16 protein-coding genes are annotated in these 15,863 nt (G+C 69.3%); 13 read left to right on the top strand and 3 right to left on the bottom strand.

Annotation, left to right across the window (positions count from 1 at the left end; genetic code table 11):
* Nucleotides 1–106 precede the first annotated feature (106 nt).
* The gene (locus IY392_RS10615) at nt 107–1,651 is read left to right on the top strand and encodes an HNH endonuclease signature motif containing protein (RefSeq protein ID WP_194861188.1); all 1,545 of its coding nucleotides are present in this window, start codon (nt 107–109) and stop codon (nt 1,649–1,651) included.
* Nucleotides 1,652–1,684: 33 nt separating this feature from the next.
* Here the strand turns inward: IY392_RS10615 and IY392_RS10620 are convergent, their stop codons facing one another.
* Nucleotides 1,685–2,947 (bottom strand): NYN domain-containing protein, encoded by a 1,263-nt coding sequence (locus tag IY392_RS10620; RefSeq protein WP_194861198.1) that lies wholly within the window; start codon nt 2,945–2,947, stop codon nt 1,685–1,687.
* A 100-nt stretch (nt 2,948–3,047) separates the two neighbouring features.
* Between IY392_RS10620 and IY392_RS10625 the strand changes: the two genes are divergently transcribed.
* Nucleotides 3,048–3,908 (top strand): mycofactocin-coupled SDR family oxidoreductase, encoded by an 861-nt coding sequence (locus tag IY392_RS10625; protein WP_194861189.1) that lies wholly within the window; start codon nt 3,048–3,050, stop codon nt 3,906–3,908.
* Between the two features lie 113 nt (nt 3,909–4,021).
* On the opposite strand, the gene IY392_RS19420 is transcribed toward IY392_RS10625, so the two are convergent.
* Entirely contained in the window at nt 4,022–4,153 is a 132-nt protein-coding gene (locus IY392_RS19420) for a hypothetical protein (protein ID WP_255412657.1), read from the bottom strand.
* Nucleotides 4,154–4,520: 367 nt separating this feature from the next.
* Between IY392_RS19420 and IY392_RS10630 the strand changes: the two genes are divergently transcribed.
* The 11 genes from IY392_RS10630 (at nt 4,521) to IY392_RS10680 (ending at nt 14,772) form a co-directional block, all read left to right on the top strand.
* Nucleotides 4,521–5,762, top strand: a complete 1,242-nt coding sequence (locus tag IY392_RS10630) for an acyl-CoA desaturase (protein WP_182613410.1) — start codon at nt 4,521–4,523, stop codon at nt 5,760–5,762.
* Nucleotides 5,763–5,943: 181 nt separating this feature from the next.
* Nucleotides 5,944–6,525: a TetR/AcrR family transcriptional regulator gene (locus IY392_RS10635; protein WP_228549274.1), complete on the top strand. Its 582-nt coding sequence runs from the start codon at nt 5,944–5,946 to the stop codon at nt 6,523–6,525.
* Nucleotides 6,526–7,026: 501 nt separating this feature from the next.
* Nucleotides 7,027–7,248, top strand: a complete 222-nt coding sequence (locus IY392_RS10640) for a Flp family type IVb pilin (RefSeq protein ID WP_194861190.1) — start codon at nt 7,027–7,029, stop codon at nt 7,246–7,248.
* Between the two features lie 94 nt (nt 7,249–7,342).
* Complete coding sequence (locus IY392_RS10645) at nt 7,343–7,735, top strand: TadE/TadG family type IV pilus assembly protein (RefSeq protein WP_194861191.1); 393 nt, start codon at nt 7,343–7,345, stop codon at nt 7,733–7,735.
* Nucleotides 7,723–8,664 (top strand): pilus assembly protein TadG-related protein, encoded by a 942-nt coding sequence (locus IY392_RS10650; RefSeq protein ID WP_182613413.1) that lies wholly within the window; start codon nt 7,723–7,725, stop codon nt 8,662–8,664. The genes IY392_RS10645 and IY392_RS10650 overlap by 13 nt, the downstream gene beginning before the upstream one ends.
* 30 nt (nt 8,665–8,694) lie before the next feature.
* Nucleotides 8,695–9,408, top strand: a complete 714-nt coding sequence (gene cpaB, locus IY392_RS10655) for a Flp pilus assembly protein CpaB (RefSeq protein ID WP_194861192.1) — start codon at nt 8,695–8,697, stop codon at nt 9,406–9,408.
* Entirely contained in the window at nt 9,405–10,751 is a 1,347-nt protein-coding gene (locus IY392_RS10660; RefSeq protein WP_194861193.1) for an AAA family ATPase, read from the top strand. The genes cpaB and IY392_RS10660 overlap by 4 nt, the downstream gene beginning before the upstream one ends.
* On the top strand, nt 10,748–12,235 hold the full coding sequence (locus tag IY392_RS10665; protein ID WP_194861194.1) for a CpaF family protein: 1,488 nt from the start codon (nt 10,748–10,750) through the stop codon (nt 12,233–12,235). The genes IY392_RS10660 and IY392_RS10665 overlap by 4 nt, the downstream gene beginning before the upstream one ends.
* On the top strand, nt 12,232–13,179 hold the full coding sequence (locus IY392_RS10670; RefSeq protein WP_194861195.1) for a type II secretion system F family protein: 948 nt from the start codon (nt 12,232–12,234) through the stop codon (nt 13,177–13,179). The genes IY392_RS10665 and IY392_RS10670 overlap by 4 nt, the downstream gene beginning before the upstream one ends.
* A 31-nt stretch (nt 13,180–13,210) precedes the next feature.
* Nucleotides 13,211–14,107, top strand: coding sequence for a type II secretion system F family protein (locus tag IY392_RS10675; RefSeq protein ID WP_182627405.1), 897 nt, complete (start codon nt 13,211–13,213; stop codon nt 14,105–14,107).
* Nucleotides 14,107–14,772: an A24 family peptidase gene (locus IY392_RS10680; protein ID WP_194861196.1), complete on the top strand. Its 666-nt coding sequence runs from the start codon at nt 14,107–14,109 to the stop codon at nt 14,770–14,772. Before IY392_RS10675 ends, IY392_RS10680 begins: the two co-directional genes overlap by 1 nt.
* On the opposite strand, the gene IY392_RS10685 is transcribed toward IY392_RS10680, so the two are convergent.
* Nucleotides 14,769–15,863: ABC transporter permease (locus IY392_RS10685; protein ID WP_194861197.1), on the bottom strand; the 1,095-nt coding region annotated here is incomplete at its 5' end. The genes IY392_RS10680 and IY392_RS10685 overlap by 4 nt on opposite strands.

The following is a 15,863-nucleotide window of genomic DNA, read 5'->3' on the forward strand; positions in this document are numbered from 1 at the left end:
CGTCAGTGGCATCAGTCCTGGTCAGGATGCCATGTCGTACCCCGTTGCTAGTGTTGCGCTATCGAACACACGAGCGATTGCCGGGCTGCCGGGAAGGGGGACGCGGATGCCGACAGCACACGGTTCGGGGATAGCAGCGGCCGGGCTGGCCGCCCTCGACGCTCTCCGCGCCGAGAACCGCGCTGCCGCAGCCCGCCTGCAGGCCTGTCACGATCTCCTCGCATTGTGCGAGGAAGAGCAGTTCGCCCGCGATGTCGAGGCCGGCTACTTCGACCCCGATGGGCCCCCGCGTCCGCGCGACCACGCCGTGCTGGACCCCTTCGACGTCGCCTGCGCCGAACTGGTCGCCACCTACGGGGTCCACCATCGCCGCGCTGCGTCGATGCTCACGCTGGCCCGGGATCTCGTCATGGGGTTCCCCGGGATCGTCGAAGCCATGAGGTCCGGCCTCCTGGACGAGCGCACGGCGGTGATGCTCGTCAGGCAGATGCGGACGGTCGACCCCTCCGTGCTGGACGTCGTGCACCGCCTGGTCGTGGACTCGCTGCTCGAGTCCATCGCATCCGGCGAGCGGCCCGGTCGCCACGCGATCCTGGCCAAGACCGACAGCATCATCGCTGCCTTCGACCCGGAGGGCGTCGCCAGACGATGCGCGGCTGCGCGGCACGAGCGCGGAGTCAGCGTCCGTCGCGGGGCGGACGGGATGTCAGAGCTGCGCGCGCACCTCACCTCGACCGAGGCCACCGCGGTCCACGACGCGCTCCAGCACACTGCCGGGGAGCGGCTCGACCGCGAGAAGCAGGCCCGGATCGACGCCGTCCGCAACGGCACCGGGCCGGCGTACGACCCGCATGCCCGCTCCCGCCAGCAGCACCTCGCGGACGCCCTCGTCGACGCGATCCTCGGCACCGGCGACAGCGATGCCAGCGGCGACTCCGGTCGCTCCGCACGGGATTCCGCACCGCAGATCAGACCGATCATCACCATCCTGGCCCCTCGCGGTCCAGGCGAGGAGCCGGAGGTGTACGTCCCGCGAAGCGGGCCCGCGTCGATCGACGCGTTGATCGCTCTGCTGGCCCGCAGCGTCGGGGCCCAAATCTCCGTCCCCGATCCCGAGGCAGGGTCCGCGGACTCGACCGACGGTGCGCGCCGCTACCGGATCAGCGCCGAGCTGGCCCGCCGGATCCGTTTACGCGACGGAACCTGCCGCCACCCCGGATGTTCGGTCCCGGCCGAGGACTGCGATGTGGATCATGTCGTTCCGTTCGACCACTCCGAACCGGGCAGGGGCGGGCAGACCGTCGAGGCCAATCTCATGTGCCTCTGTCGGAGCCACCACAGGTTCAAGACCTTCCACACCTGGTACTACCAGCTCCTGCGCGACGGAACGCTGACCATCGTCACGGAGAGTGGTCACACCATCACGACTCTCCCAGACGGACCACTGGCGAAGTGGCGGGACCTGACCCGCAACGGGTTCGAAGCGCTGCCCGGCCCCGGGTCCCCGGAGCGACCCTGGCTCCGGCCCCGGCCTCTCAGCACACACTGGTACCGACGCGCGTGCCGCATAGCCGCGCGGCGCCGCGAGAACGTCGCGGCGCCGCGGGGGGACGGGTCCGACGTCGACGACCGCGATCCCCCGCCCTTCTGACGCCTCGGCCCTGACGTCCTCGTCCCGCCTGGGTCAGCGATGCTTGAGCAGGACCGCGCGGATCCCCTCATGGAATCCGTCGCGCAGACGAACCCGCTGCGCCTCGGTCAGGGTGAACTCGTTGAGCATCTGACACGCGAACTGCAGCAGCGGGCGGTCCACCGCAGGCGGGAGCACTCCCCCGGAGAGCAGGTGGGCCTGATCGCGCTGCTCCTCGGTCGCGGCCTGTTCATACCACCAGGTCGCATACTGCTGGCCCACGTCGAACGGCGTCTGCTCGCCGGACGAGGTCCACACCTCCTCCGACAGCGGAACGAACTTGGACCGCAGCGGACGGCGGTGGGGCGCCATCATCGACGGACTCGGACGCGAGGACCCGTTGGACGGGGCGCCCGGCGTCGAGGCCTCCGCCTGAGGCCGGCCCGGGGACGGCGATGGGGGTCGGTCGCCCCCGGGCTCCGCTACGGGTTCCGTGGCCACCGGCTCCGACCCGGGGCCCGACCTCACCCCACGCTCGGCGATCGCCGCGCAGTCCTGTGCGTCGGCCGCCAGCTCTTCCGCATCGGCAGCCCGTTCCTCGTCGGCGATCGTCAGGCGTGTCTCATCGGCCACCGAGGTGGCGGACGCACGATCGGGGCGCAGATCCACCTCTACCATCCCCACCGACTCCTCGCCCTCCGGCTCGCTGCCGTCATCACCCGGTGCGGTGGGACGCTCGGACGAGGACCGGACCTTGGGCGGGATCGGCCCCTCCAGAACCCTGATCTGCATGGCGTCGTGAAAATCCGTGCGCGGATCCAGCACCAGCGTGGTGTCGCAGGCGTGTCGCAACGCCGAGGAGATGGAATCCCACCCGAAGCCCACCAGATGCATCCGCACCCCGGCGTCCACGGCGACCCGGACCCCGGGGATCATGTCGGCATCACCGGTGACCAGCACCATGTCCGAACACTGGCCCTTGTAGGCGGCCTGGATCATGTCCGCGACGAGAAGTGTGTCGACGGCTTTCTGAGTGCGCCGCTCGCCCCACTCGATCAGTTGCCCCGCACGCAGCTGCACGCCCTCGATCACCCGGAGCGTGCGCTGGTACCGGTGCGGGCCGGAATCCGGAATCCCGTCGTACCAGTTCTGCCGTTGTACCGGCTGGTCGACGAGACCGTGGGCCACCTGATCTAAACGGTGCACGACCGTGGCCAGGGATATCTCCAACTGGCCGCGTGCACCCTCCTCCCACGAGTTGTAGAAGCTAGCCAAGAGATACGAGGTATCCACGAGGACCAGAGTCCGTTCGAGCATGATGATCACTACCTATCACTATGTAAACGTCGGACTTCCAGCATGCCGCAGGGCGAAAGACCCCGCAGGGGCCGCCACCGATCACAGGAGGACTCCCACCATGTCGAGCCCCACCGCCACCCCACCCGAACTGTCCGGAAAGGTAGTGCTGGTCACCGGCGCCGCCCGCGGGCAGGGCCGGGCCCACTGCGAGGCGTTCGCGGCCGCTGGATGCGACGTGATAGCCGTCGACCTGTGTCGCGATATCGAGACGGTGCCCTATCCGATGGCCGACCCGGAGGACCTGCGGGCGACCGCCGAGGCGGTCCGGGCGCTGGGGCGGAGGTGCGTGACCGCCGAAGTCGACGTCCGCGACCTCCAAGGGATGCGTGACGCCGTGGAGGCTGGGGTGGCCGAGCTGGGCGGACTCGACTTCGTGGTGGCCAACGCCGGAGTCTCCCCCGAGCCCGCCGCCTCCTGGGAACGCTCGGAGGAGGAGTGGGACACCACTCTGGACGTCAACCTCAAGGGCACCTGGGTCACCACGACGGCCGCGATCCCGCACATCCTGGCCACCGGCCGGGGCGGGTGCGTGGTGATCATCAGTTCCATGGTGGGCCTGCGCGGCGCGCCGTTCACCTCCAGCTACACCACCTCCAAGTGGGCGGTCCGTGGGCTGGCCAAGTCACTGGCGGGCGAGCTGGGCTTCTCGGGAGTGCGATGCAATTCCCTCCACCCCGGAAACGTCCGCACCCCCATGATCGAGAACCCGTCGATGATCGCCATGATGACCGGGGGCGAGGGCACCACGCTCGAGGACGCCGCCGAGACCTTCAGCGGGATGAACCAACTGCCCGAACCATGGGTGGAGGCGTCGGCGATCTCGTCGATGGCCGTCTACCTCTGCAGCGCCGCGGGAGCGAGCATCACCGGAGCCTCCATTCCCATCGACCTCGGCGGCAGCGAGAAGTTCGGGCTCTGACGACCCGGAACACACGACGGCCCGAACACGCAACGGCCCGCCTCCCGGGTGAGAGGCGGGCCGTTGCGGTCCGTCGTCGCGGTGGGCCGGGACGAGTACCCGGCGGCGACCGATCAGGCAGACGGGGTGGGCGACACCGGGCGGGGAACGCTCACGGTCGAACCGGTGGCGGTCCACACCAGGGTCCAGAAGATGTCGACGACGGGCTGGATGGCCTGCAGGAAGATGTCGTTGGCGCTGCTCATGATGTGTCCCCTTGTGTGTCGTACTCGAAGCGTACTGGCGTAGCTGGCGGTCTGGTGGTCCCGCGTGCCGCCGCCCGGGCTCGAGGGACCCCTCGAGCCGGCCGTGGCGCGTGACATCCCATATGTCGTCGCGAACCCACCCGACGTTACACAACCGTGACAAATGATGTCGCATCGTCGCGCTCCACCGCTGGCCAGCGCGTCATAATCTGGGCCGAAACCGCCCCGCTGCGGCCCCGATCACGCGCCCGCGCCACTGTTCTGCCACCGCCCGGCCACGGTCCCGCCGCAGCGCGAGGCCCGGGGAACGGTGTGACCCACGACCTAACCCTACCTACGCGACCGTAACCTACGGTACCGTAGGTTCATGGCTATCACGGACATCCCGGAATTCGCACACCTCACCGAGGCTGACATCGAGGCCCTCGGCGAGGAACTCGAGCAGATCCGCCAGGACATCATCGGCTCCCTCGGCGAGCGGGACGCCGCCTACATCCGCAACACCATCCGCTTCCAGCGCGCCCTCGAGGTGGGATCTCGCGCGTTGCTGATGGTCGGCTCGCGCAATCGCACCGCGTGGGCCATCGGCGCCGGCGCCCTCGGGCTGTCGAAGATCATCGAGAACATGGAGCTCGGGCACAACATCATGCACGGGCAGTGGGACTGGATGAACGACCCCGAGGTGCACTCCACCACGTGGGAGTGGGACATCGTGGGCACGTCCGAGCACTGGAAGCAGACCCACAATTACATCCATCACAAGTACACCAACATCGTCGGCCTGGACGACGACGTCGGGTACGGCGTGCTCCGCGTGACGCGTGACCAGCGCTGGCACCCGTACTTCTACGGCAACCTCGTCTACAACGCGGCCCTGGCACTGCTGTTCCAGTGGGGTGTCGGGATCCAGCACCTCGAGCTGGGCAGGGTCGCCAAGGGGCGTGACGACCGCCCCGAGACGATGAACAAGCTCCGGCTGTTCGCGCGGAAGGCGGGACGCCAGCTCGCGAAGGACTACGTGTTCTACCCGGCGCTCTCGCGCAGGGGGTGGAAGTCCACGCTGACCGCCAACCTCGTCGCCAACGGCATCCGCAACGTCTGGACCAATGCGGTGATCTTCTGCGGGCACTTCCCCGACGGCGCCGAGAAGTTCACGAAGAAGGACGTCGAGAACGAGACGCGCGCCGAGTGGTACCTGCGGCAGATGCTCGGTTCCGCCAACCTCACCGGCGGACCGGTGATCGACTTCCTCTCGGGCAACCTGTCGTACCAGATCGAGCACCACATCTACCCCGACATGTCCTCCAACCGACTGGCCGAGGCGTCGGTCCGCGTCCGCGAGGTGTGCCGCAAGTACGACCTGCCGTACGTGGCGGGCCCGCTGCCGGTGCAGTACTTCAAGGCGTGGCGGACCATCGCCAAGATGTCGCTGCCCGATCACATGTTGCAGCGCACGTCCGACGACGCCCCGGAGACCCACTCCGAGCGCATGTTCGCCGACCTACCCAAACCCCTTCCCGCACAGGAGGAGGGCCAGCGGGCCGGCCTGCAGACGGCGCTCAGGTACGCGTCCAGGCGTCGCGCCCGGAAGCTCGCCTCCGCGGCCTGACCTGCCCGACCGTTCCTGAGACGCCCCGTCACCGAAACCGGTGGCGGGGCGTGCAGTTATTTCGATCCAGGATCGGGATCCCGGCGATAGGCTGACCCTCTAGTCGGCCAGCCCGCGCTACAGCGGTCGAGCCGAGCGACCGAGTACCACGACGACGGGAGCCACCATGGAGGACCGGCGCATGCTGATCGCCGATTCGGCGATCGAGGTGGTGGCCAGGGACGGCGTCCGGGCGCTGACCCACCGCGCCGTCGACTCCGAGGCCGGACTGCCCTCGGGCTCCACCTCCTACTACTGCCGAACCCGTGCGCAGCTCCTCTCCCTTACCGTCGACCGACTCACCTCGCTCCTGCGTGGCTTCGTCGAGGTCTCCGGTATCCAGGAACTCGCCTCCTCCGACGCCGACGACGTTCTGTCGACGCTCACGCGGATGATCGAGGGCCTCCTCGCCGACTACCGCGGAGAACTGGCAGCCCGCTCCGCACTCATCATGGAACTCACCGGCAAGGACGACACCACCGATCTCGTGGCCGCCCTTCTCGACCCGAGCGACCTCACCGGCGCCCTCGACGCGGCCGGACTGCGCGACCCCGCCGCCGCGTCCCTCGATCTGCTCGCGGTGTACGAGGGCCTGCTCTGGGAACGCACGGTGGGGCGCCTCGCCGGCGCAGAGATCGACCACGAGCATGACGCCGACCTCCTCGGGTCCGCGCTCTCGCGCCACGAGCACCGGGGCGGACGCCTCTTCGGCCTGCTGCGCTGATTTCTCGCCCCTCTGGGCAACGATTCGCACTTCTCACACGCCCGGTTGCCTCGCGCCCCCTGAGGCCAGCCCGAGCCTCAACGGGACGCGACTTAGGCTTACCTAGGTTGCGACTTAAGGTTCTCACAGTCTAGAGTTCCCGCCCAGAAGCACCATGACATGTCAGTCAACTGTCGAGACTGCGGAATTCGTGCCTCTGCCACCCCTCCGCCCGACTCTATGCGCCAGCGACGAGAATCGCTGTGCTGGTGGATGTTTGCGCTGTTCAGTTGCATCGGTCTGCTATCCACCCTGAATCGAGTGCATCCGAGGACCAGTCCCGGGACCGTCGCAAACCGCGCCTGGGCGAAGCGGCGGGGTGAACTGAGGCAACGGATTAATCAGTTTGTTTTGACAAACCTGACTCGTGTGCCATAGTGATTCTCGTCACTGATTCGCACCGGATCGGACGCCCCCCTTCCCCTCGGGTCAACCGACCCCCGCACCAAAGGACGGTTCATCATGAGCCAGGTTGCTGCTTACTACTTCACGCTCTACGCCCTCGTGAGCGATCGCTTCGAGGACCGCAAGGACCGTGGCGCTACGGCCGTCGAGTACGGCCTGATGGTTGGGCTAATCGCGGTGATCATCATCGTGGCCGTTCTTGCCCTCGGAGATAACCTGTCAGAGCTCTTCCAGGGCGTAGCGGACGACATTGAGAACCCCCGGGGCGCCGGCGAGTAACTACACCGTCCTACTCCGGCGCAGTGCCCAGCCTCGGGCGCTGCGCCGGAGTCGGTTTAATCCCTCACGCCCCCTCTCCCCTCGAGGACTCGCCATGAGCAACCCCCCCTCCGACCGCGGTGCCGCGGCCCTGGAGTTCGCTCTGGTCGTGCCGGTCCTCCTCGCTCTCGTCCTGGGAATCATCGAGTTCGGCCGCGCCTACAACATCCAGACCACGCTCTCCAACGCCGCGCGTGACGGGGTGCGGGTGATGGCGCTGGAGAACAGCGTCACCGCGGCGCGGACCGCCACTCGGAACTCCGCCAACACGCTGGACCTCACCCGGGCGACGATCAGCGTCACCCCCACCAGCTGCGCGGCCACCGCGACCACGCCACCCGGCACGGCCACGGTCACCATCACCTACCCGCTCGAACTGCTCTCCGGGTTCCTCCCGATCGACGACTTCACCCTGACCGGCAGGGGGACCATGCGATGCAACGGCTGAACGACGACCGCGGGGCGGTCAGCGTGATGGTCGCGCTCCTGATGATCCCCCTGATCGGCTTCGCCGCCATCTCCATCGACATCGCCTCCGTCCACTCCGAGCGGCAGCAGCTACAGACGGGCGCCGACGCGGCAGCCCTGGCGATCGCCCAGGACTGCGCGCGTGGCAACTGCCGCACCCCGCGCGACACTGCGCAGCAGTTCCTCACCGCCAACACCATCGACGCGGAGGCGACCGCCGGCGTGGTACCGGTCCCCACACCGTCCTCGGGGCGGGTGTCCGTGACGGGCTCGGGGATCCGCGAGCACTGGTTCGCCCCCGTCCTCGGCATCAACGAGACGGCGATCGCGGCGACGGCCACGACGGGGTGGGGCGCCCCCACCGGCGGCAGGGCTGTACTCCCCCTGACCTTCTCGCTCTGTGACTTCCGGGCGCAGACCGGCGGCGGGATGCCGTCCGGAACCGTCAGACGCACCATCTACGCCTCCAAGACCGCCGGTGCGAACGGGTGCACGGGCCCCTCCGGCAATCACGTGCCGGGCGGATTCGGGTGGCTGGCGGCGAACTCCGGAAGGTGCAGTGTGGCCAACCGGATCAACGAGGTCCTCTGGAGCGACCCCGGCAACTCGGTCCCCAACGCCTGTACCGACGCCGACCTCATCGCGCTGCGCAACGCGACCGTGCTCATCCCGGTCTTCGATGAGTCCGGGGATTCCGGCAGCAACGCCTGGTACCGCGTGTACGGCTATGCCGCCTTCCGGATTACCGGCTACCGCTTCTCCGGTCGCGAATGGAACTCCAGCTGCCGCGGCAACGAACGCTGCATCGAGGGGTACTTCACCCGCTTCGTGGATCTGTCCGACGACTTCGACTACGGGCCGACCGCCCCCGACATGGGCGCCTCCGTGGTGGCCCTGCTCCCCCGATAGGTAAGTGAGTCCGCTGTGAACCGTCGTGCCGTGGCCATCGTCGCCGCCGTCCTCCTCGCGGTGCTCGGCGCCGTGGTGTTGATCAGCTACGTCAACAACGCCGATCAACGCGCGATGGCCGACATGGAACCGGTCACCGTGCTGGTGGCCACCGGCCCGATCGCCGAGGGCACCCCGACCGAGGCCCTGGGCGAGCTCGTCGCCGCCGAGAACATCCCCGCGGCGGCGGTGGGTCCCGGAGCCGTGACCGACCTCGCGGAGCTCGACGGTCTGGTGGCCGTGACCACTCTGCAGCCGGGCGAGCAGATCCTCGCCGGCCGCTTCGCCGACCCGGCCTCGATCCTGAGGCCCGGCGAGATCCCGGCCCCACCAGACCTCCACCAGGTCTCGATCCCCCTCGCCGCGCCGCGGGTCCTGGGCGGAACGCTGACCCCGGGAGCCACCGTCGGGGTGTTCATCTCCAAGGGGAATCCCCAGAACGAGACCCACCTCGTCCTGCACAAGATCCTCGTCCTGCGGGTGCAGGGCGGGATCACCCCACCTTCCGACGCCGAGTCGGACGCGGACCCCGCCGCCGCGGCGATGCCCGACGGCGGGATGATCGTCACCCTCGCGGTCAACGCCCGCGACGCGGAGACCATCGTGTTCGGTGCCGAACACGGAACGATCTGGCTGTCCGTCGAAGGACCCGAGGTGCCCCAGGAAGGGACCCGCATCGTGACCCCAGGGAACGTGTACCAATGAGCCGCCTCGCAGTACTGACCGAGTCCGCCGATCTCCGCGACCGTGTCCGGTCCGTGGTGGGAGATCATCTCGTGGACCTCCCCCTCGGTCCGCTCCCGTCAGACCCCGCGCGGATGCTCGCCATGACGCAAGGCGCGCAGCAGTTGTCGGTGATCGTCCTCGACGCGGGCCCCCGCGACCAGACGACCGCACTCGAGGTGGCCGCCGGACTCCGCACCGACGACACTGGGATCTCGGTGGTGCTGGTCAGCGACCGGCCCGAGGAGATCGGTTTCGCGGCCATGCGGGCCGGTGTGTGCGACATCGTGCACCCCGATGCCGATCCGGGCGAGCTCGGATGGGTCCTCGAACGCGCCCGCCGCACCGCCGTAACCCGCCAAGCCGGGACCGGTGTCGGCCCCGGAGGCGGGGTCAACGGATCGGAGACCCAGCCCGGTCGGGTCATCAGTGTGGCCTCGCCGAAGGGCGGCGTCGGCAAGACCACCGTCGCCACCAACCTGGCCGTCGGGCTGGCGCGCTCCGACCCGCACTCCACCGTCCTGGTCGACCTCGACGTCCAGTTCGGCGACGTGGGCAGTGCCCTCAACCTCGCGCCGGAATACACGCTGGTGGACGTGGTGCACGGGCCGGCCGCGCAGGACACGATGGTCCTCAAGACCTTCCTCACACAACACGAGACCGGCCTGTACGTGGTGTGCGGGCCGGGTTCTCCCGCCGAGGCGGACTCGGTGGGGATGGAGGACATCAGCCGGCTCCTGCAGACCCTGGCCTCGGAGTTCCGCTACGTGGTGGTCGACACCGCACCGGGGCTCACCGAACCCACCCTCACGGTCCTCGACAACACCCACGACCTTGTCCTGGTGACGAGCATGGACGTTCCGGGGGTACGCGGGCTCCGAAAGGAGATCGACATCCTGCGCGAGCTCGGGATGGTCTTCTCCGGCCGCCACGTGGTCCTCAACTTCGCCGACACCCAGAACGGCCTCACCAAGACAGATGTCGAGGCGACCATCGGCGCTTCCGTGGACATGATGATCCCCCGGTCCAAGGGTGCCGTCGCATCGGTCAACCAGGGCATCCCGCTGTTGCAGAGCGACAAGCGCGACCCCGTGACCACCCACCTGAGGAAGCTGGTGGGTCGGTTCACCCCCTCCCCCGCGCGCGCACCCAGGTCGGCGTCAGCGGTCGGGAAGTTCCTGGGCCGCCTCAAGCCCACGCCCACCACCGCGACCGCGGGTACTCCAGGGTCGCCGGAAGCACCAGGGCAGCAGGTGTCGCAGCCCACCCGATCCGAGGGCCGACACCGTCTGCACAAGGGAGAAGTCAGGGGAGAGAAGCGATGAGTCTGTCCGAACGGCTCCGGGCCGCCAAGTCCCCCGACGCCGCCGTCACCGTGGTGTCCCCCGTCGCTCCCGTGACTCCGGTCGCGGGCCCGCCCGCCACGAGTCCGGAAGCCACCGCGGCCCCGGTGGCGCCCGGTCCCGTCGTGGCCCCGTCGACCGATGACCCGTCCGCGCCCCCCGCGGCCGGCGACGCCCTGTCCAAGCTCAAGGAACGCGCCTCGGCGGCCCTGTTCGAGCGGATGGGCGCGCGGCTCAACAACCCCTCGCTCACCGAGGAGCAACTCCACGCCCTGGTCCGCAGTGAGCTGAACCAGGTGGTCGAGGAGGAGACCGTCCCGCTGACCAGTGAGCAGCGCAAACGGCTCATCGCCGACATCCAGGACGACGTTCTGGGCCACGGCCCCCTCGAACGCCTACTCGCGGACCCCACCGTCACCGAGATCATGGTCAACGGGCCGGACATGATCTACATCGAGCAGGGCGGCAAGCTCTCCCGGAGCGCCGCGAGATTCACCTCCGAGGAGGACCTCCGCCGGGTGATCGAGCGCATCGTCTCCCGGATCGGGCGGCGCATCGACGAGTCCTCCCCGCTCGTCGACGCGCGGCTGGCCGACGGATCCCGCGTCAACGCCGTCGTCCCGCCCCTCGCGGTCAACGGCTCCTCGCTGACCATCCGGAAGTTCTCCCGCGACCCCTTCAAGGTCCCCGACCTGATCCGCTTCGGGACGCTCACCCCGGAGATGGCCGAACTCCTGCAGGCGTGCGTGCAGGCGCGGCTGAACATCATCGTCTCCGGAGGCACGGGTAGTGGCAAGACCACCCTGCTCAACGTCCTGTCCTCGTTCATCCCCGAGGGCGAGCGCATCGTCACCATCGAGGACGCGGTGGAGCTGCAGATGCAACAGGACCACGTGGTGAGGCTGGAGGCCCGGCCCGCGAACATCGAGGGCAAGGGCGAGATCAGTATCCGCGACCTCGTGCGCAACTCCCTGCGTATGCGGCCCGACCGCATCGTGGTGGGCGAGGTCCGTGGCGGAGAGACCCTGGACATGCTGCAGGCGATGAACACCGGCCATGACGGGTCGCTGTCGACGGTGCACGCCAACTCCCCCCGGGACGCGATCGCCCGCCTGGAGACCCTGGTGCTCATGGCCGGGATGGACCTCCCGCTGCGCGCCATCCGCGAGCAGATCGCCTCGGCAGTCGACGTCATCATCCAGCTCACCCGACTGCGCGACGGCACCCGACGCGTCACCGCGGTCACCGAGGTCCAGGGAATGGAGGGGCAGACGGTGACCCTGCAGGACGCCTTTCTCTTCGACTACGCCGCGGGACTCGACGCGAACGGGAGGTTCCTCGGCAAGCCGATTCCCACGGGTGTGCGGCCGCGGTTCACCGACCGGTTCAACGAGCTGGGCATCGCCCTCTCGCCGCGGGTGTTCGGCTCCGCCACCGCGGCGGGGCCGTCAGGCGGTCCGCGGTGACCTCGGGCGGCCTCTCCCCGGTGACCATCGGGGTGGGGGCCCTCTCGATCGCCCTTCTGGTCGCAGGATACGTCCTGGTGCGGTTCCTCACCCGCACCCGCCTCCCCCGGGATCGGCGCCGCCCCGAAGACGTCGACCTGCCGGGTCCCGTGGCGCGGGCCTCGACCGCCCTGACGACGGCGATCGACACGATGCTCCGCCGCCGGGGGGCCCCGGGTGCCGGGGCTCTGGCCGAGGCCGGGGTGAAGATGCGCCTCCAGGACTTCGTCTTTCTCGTGATCATGGCCGCTCTCGCCGCCACCGCGTTGGGTGTCGTCGTCTCGGGGCCACTGCTCGGCATCGTGCTGGGCATCCTCGCCCCCGTGGCCGCCAGGGTGGGACTGTCGGTCAAAGCCGGTCGCCGACGGGCCGCCTTCGCCGATCAGCTGGACGATTCGCTCCAACTGATGGCCAGCAGCCTGCGGGCCGGGCACAGCCTCCTGCAGGCCCTGGCCTCGGTGTCCCGCGAGGCCGAGGCACCGACCTCCGAGGAGTTCGCGCGGATCATCAACGAGACGCGGGTGGGTCGCGAGCTCGCCCCCGCGCTCGAGGAGACCGCCCAGCGGATGGGCAGCCAGGATTTCGTCTGGGTGACCCAGGCCATCGCCATCAACCGTGAGGTCGGCGGCAACCTCGCCGAGGTGCTCGACGGCGTGGGCCACACAATCCGCGAGCGCAACCAGATCCGCCGGCAGGTCCAGGCCCTGGCGGCGGAGGGGAAGCTCTCGGCGTACATCCTCATGGCCCTGCCGATCGGGATCGCCGGGTTCCTCGTCATGACCAACCCGACGTACATGGTCCCGTTCACCCAGAGCCTGCTCGGCTACGCGCTGATCGTCGTCGCCCTGATCCTGCTGGTCGCCGGCGGGTTGTGGCTGCGCAAGACCGTCAACATCAAGTTCTAGACCCGCCCCCGGAATCAGAAAGGAGATCACCGTGTCCTCCTCGGCCCTGTTCGCCGTTCTCGCCCTCAGCCTGGCCGTGGCACTGGTGGTCTGGACCGTCGTCACCGGACTCGGGGGGGATCGCGCCCGTACGGTCTCCAACCTCACCCTGGGGCTGGACGTGGCGCCGGCTGACGGGAGGCCCGCACAGGACGAGGACTCGACGCCTGGGCCGCTGATCGTGCTCGCGCGGCGCCTCACCCCGGCCGGGTCCATCCGGATGCTGGAGAGACTGCTCTCCCGCGCCGGCCGCCCACCCGGGTGGTCGCTGGACCGGCTGCTGGTGGTGAAGCTCGCCCTGGGGCTGGGGGTCGGCGCCCTGAGCGTGCTGTTCATCCGCAGCACGGAAGGGCCTCTGCCGGTGCTGCTCGGCCTCGCGACCACCGTGGTCTGCTACTTCCTCCCCGAACTCCTCCTGCACAGCCGGGGTCAGGAACGGAGCCAGGCCATCCAACTCGAGTTGGCCGACACCCTCGACCAGATGACCATCGCCGTGGAAGCCGGGCTGGGCTTCGACTCCGCCATGTCCCGGGCCGGCAAGAACGGGACGGGCCCCCTCGCCGAGGAACTGGTCCGGACTCTGCAGGAGATCCAGGTCGGCCAGACCCGCAGGCAGGCCTACGAGTCACTCGCCACGCGCAGCGACGTCGCCGACCTGCGACGCTTCGTCCGCGCCATCATCCAGGCCGATGCCTACGGGATCTCGATCGCCGACGTCCTGCGGACCCAGGCCGCGGAGATGCGGATGAAGCGCCGCCAACGCGCGGAGGAGAAGGCCATGCAGATCCCCGTCAAGGTGATCTTCCCGCTGATCCTCTGCATCCTGCCGGTACTGTTCATCGTGCTCCTGGGCCCCACCGCGATGAACATGATGGAGGCATTCTCCTAGTGCTCCCGAGCACCACCGCGACCGTGACCGCGATCCTCACCGCGGCGGTGTGCGCGGCACTGGCCGCCGCGCTGACCGGGTGGATCCGGTCGGTCGCCGACTCCGACTCCCGCTGGCTGCGCTCCGGTCTCCACGTGGCTCTGGCCGCGGCGGGAGGCGCGGGGGCCGCGGAGCTGGCTGGCACCGGTTCTGTCGAGACCCTTCCCGAACTGCTCGCGTTCGCCGCCCTCGCCGTGGCCTGCGGGATCCTCGTGCCGATCGACCTGGCCGTGCACCGGCTGCCCGACGTAGTCGTCGTCCCCCTGTACCCGGCCCTCCTGGCGACGTTGGGCGTGGCGGCGATGGTGAGCGGGGACTGGGGCGCGCTGGGGCGCGCCGGGGCCGCGGCGCTCGCACTGCTCGCCCTCTACTTCACCCTGGCGTTCATCAACCCCTCGGGACTCGGGCTGGGCGACGTCAAGCTCGCCGGCGTCCTTGGCCTGTTTCTCGGATGGCTGGGCTGGTACTACGTCCTGGTCGGGACGCTGGCGGCGTTCGCGCTCAACGCAGTGGTGGCAGTGGTGTTGCTCGCCATCCGTAGAGCGAACCGCCACACCGGCATCGCGTTCGGTCCCGCGATGATCGCCGGTGCGGCGGTGGCGGCCTGGCTCTCGGTGGCGGGCTAGTCCGAGATCGCCTCCAACGGATCGGTCTTGGCAGCGCGATGCGCGGGCCACAGCGAGGCCAGCACACCCACGACCGCGGAGGCCACCAGAACGAGTCCGATGTTCCCCCAGGGGATGGTGGTCTCGCTGAGCCCGCTGTCCGCGAGCACGGAGACGAACGCCCACCCCAGATAGACACCGACGGCGGCGCCGATCAGGGCACCGAACACCGCGATCTGCGTGGATTCGAGGTTGATCGTCCGCCGGATCTGGGACCGCTGCATGCCCACGGCGCGCAGCATGCCGATCTCCGTGCGCCGCTCGATCACGGACAGCGCGAGGGTGTTGACGATCCCCAGCACCGCGATCACCAGGGCCAGGCCCAGCAGGGCGTAGATGATCGTGAGCAGCTGGTCGATCCCGCCCGACTGGACGTCGATGTACTGCTGTTTGCTCTGCACGGTGGCGATCGGGATGTCGGCGAGCTCCTCGGTGACGGCGGCCAGGACCTCGTCCGGCGGCGTCCCCGGGGCCGCCTTGGCCAACACGATGGCCGTCGAGCGGAGGTTCTCCGGTACCAACCGTTCGTACACGTCCATACCGGTGTAGAAGGGGCCGAGGATCTGGGCGTCGTCGTAGACCCCGGTCACCCGGAGGGTGGACTCGGTTCCGTCCGGGCCGACCAGCGGCACCCGGGCGCCCATCGTCCACCCGTTGTCCCGCGAGACCTCCCGGGAGACCACGAGCGAGTCGGCCTCGGGCTCGAGCGAACCGTCGAGCACCGTGGCCTCGAGCAGCTCCCCGACCGGGCCACCGGCCGCCGCGAGCGCCTGGGGCTCCCCGCCGAGCTGGCCGAAGCCGAACGCCAGCCAGGCCACGTCCCCGACGCCGTCGACCCCCGCGACCCGGTCCTGGATCCGGCCGTCCAGCGGGATCGGCGGACCCTGTGAGGCCACCCCCTGGACGATGACGTCCGCGGTGATCCCCTGGTCGATGAGGCCGCTCACACTCTGCTTTGTGGTGGCGCCGAGGGTGCCGAACGCCGCCACCAGGGTGAGCCCCAACGTGAGCGCGAACGCCGTGGCGGCGTTCGGCACCCTCGGCGCCACCAC

It is taken from the genome of Dietzia sp. SYD-A1, assembly GCF_015356725.1.
Taxonomy (GTDB): Bacteria; Actinomycetota; Actinomycetes; order Mycobacteriales; family Mycobacteriaceae; genus Dietzia.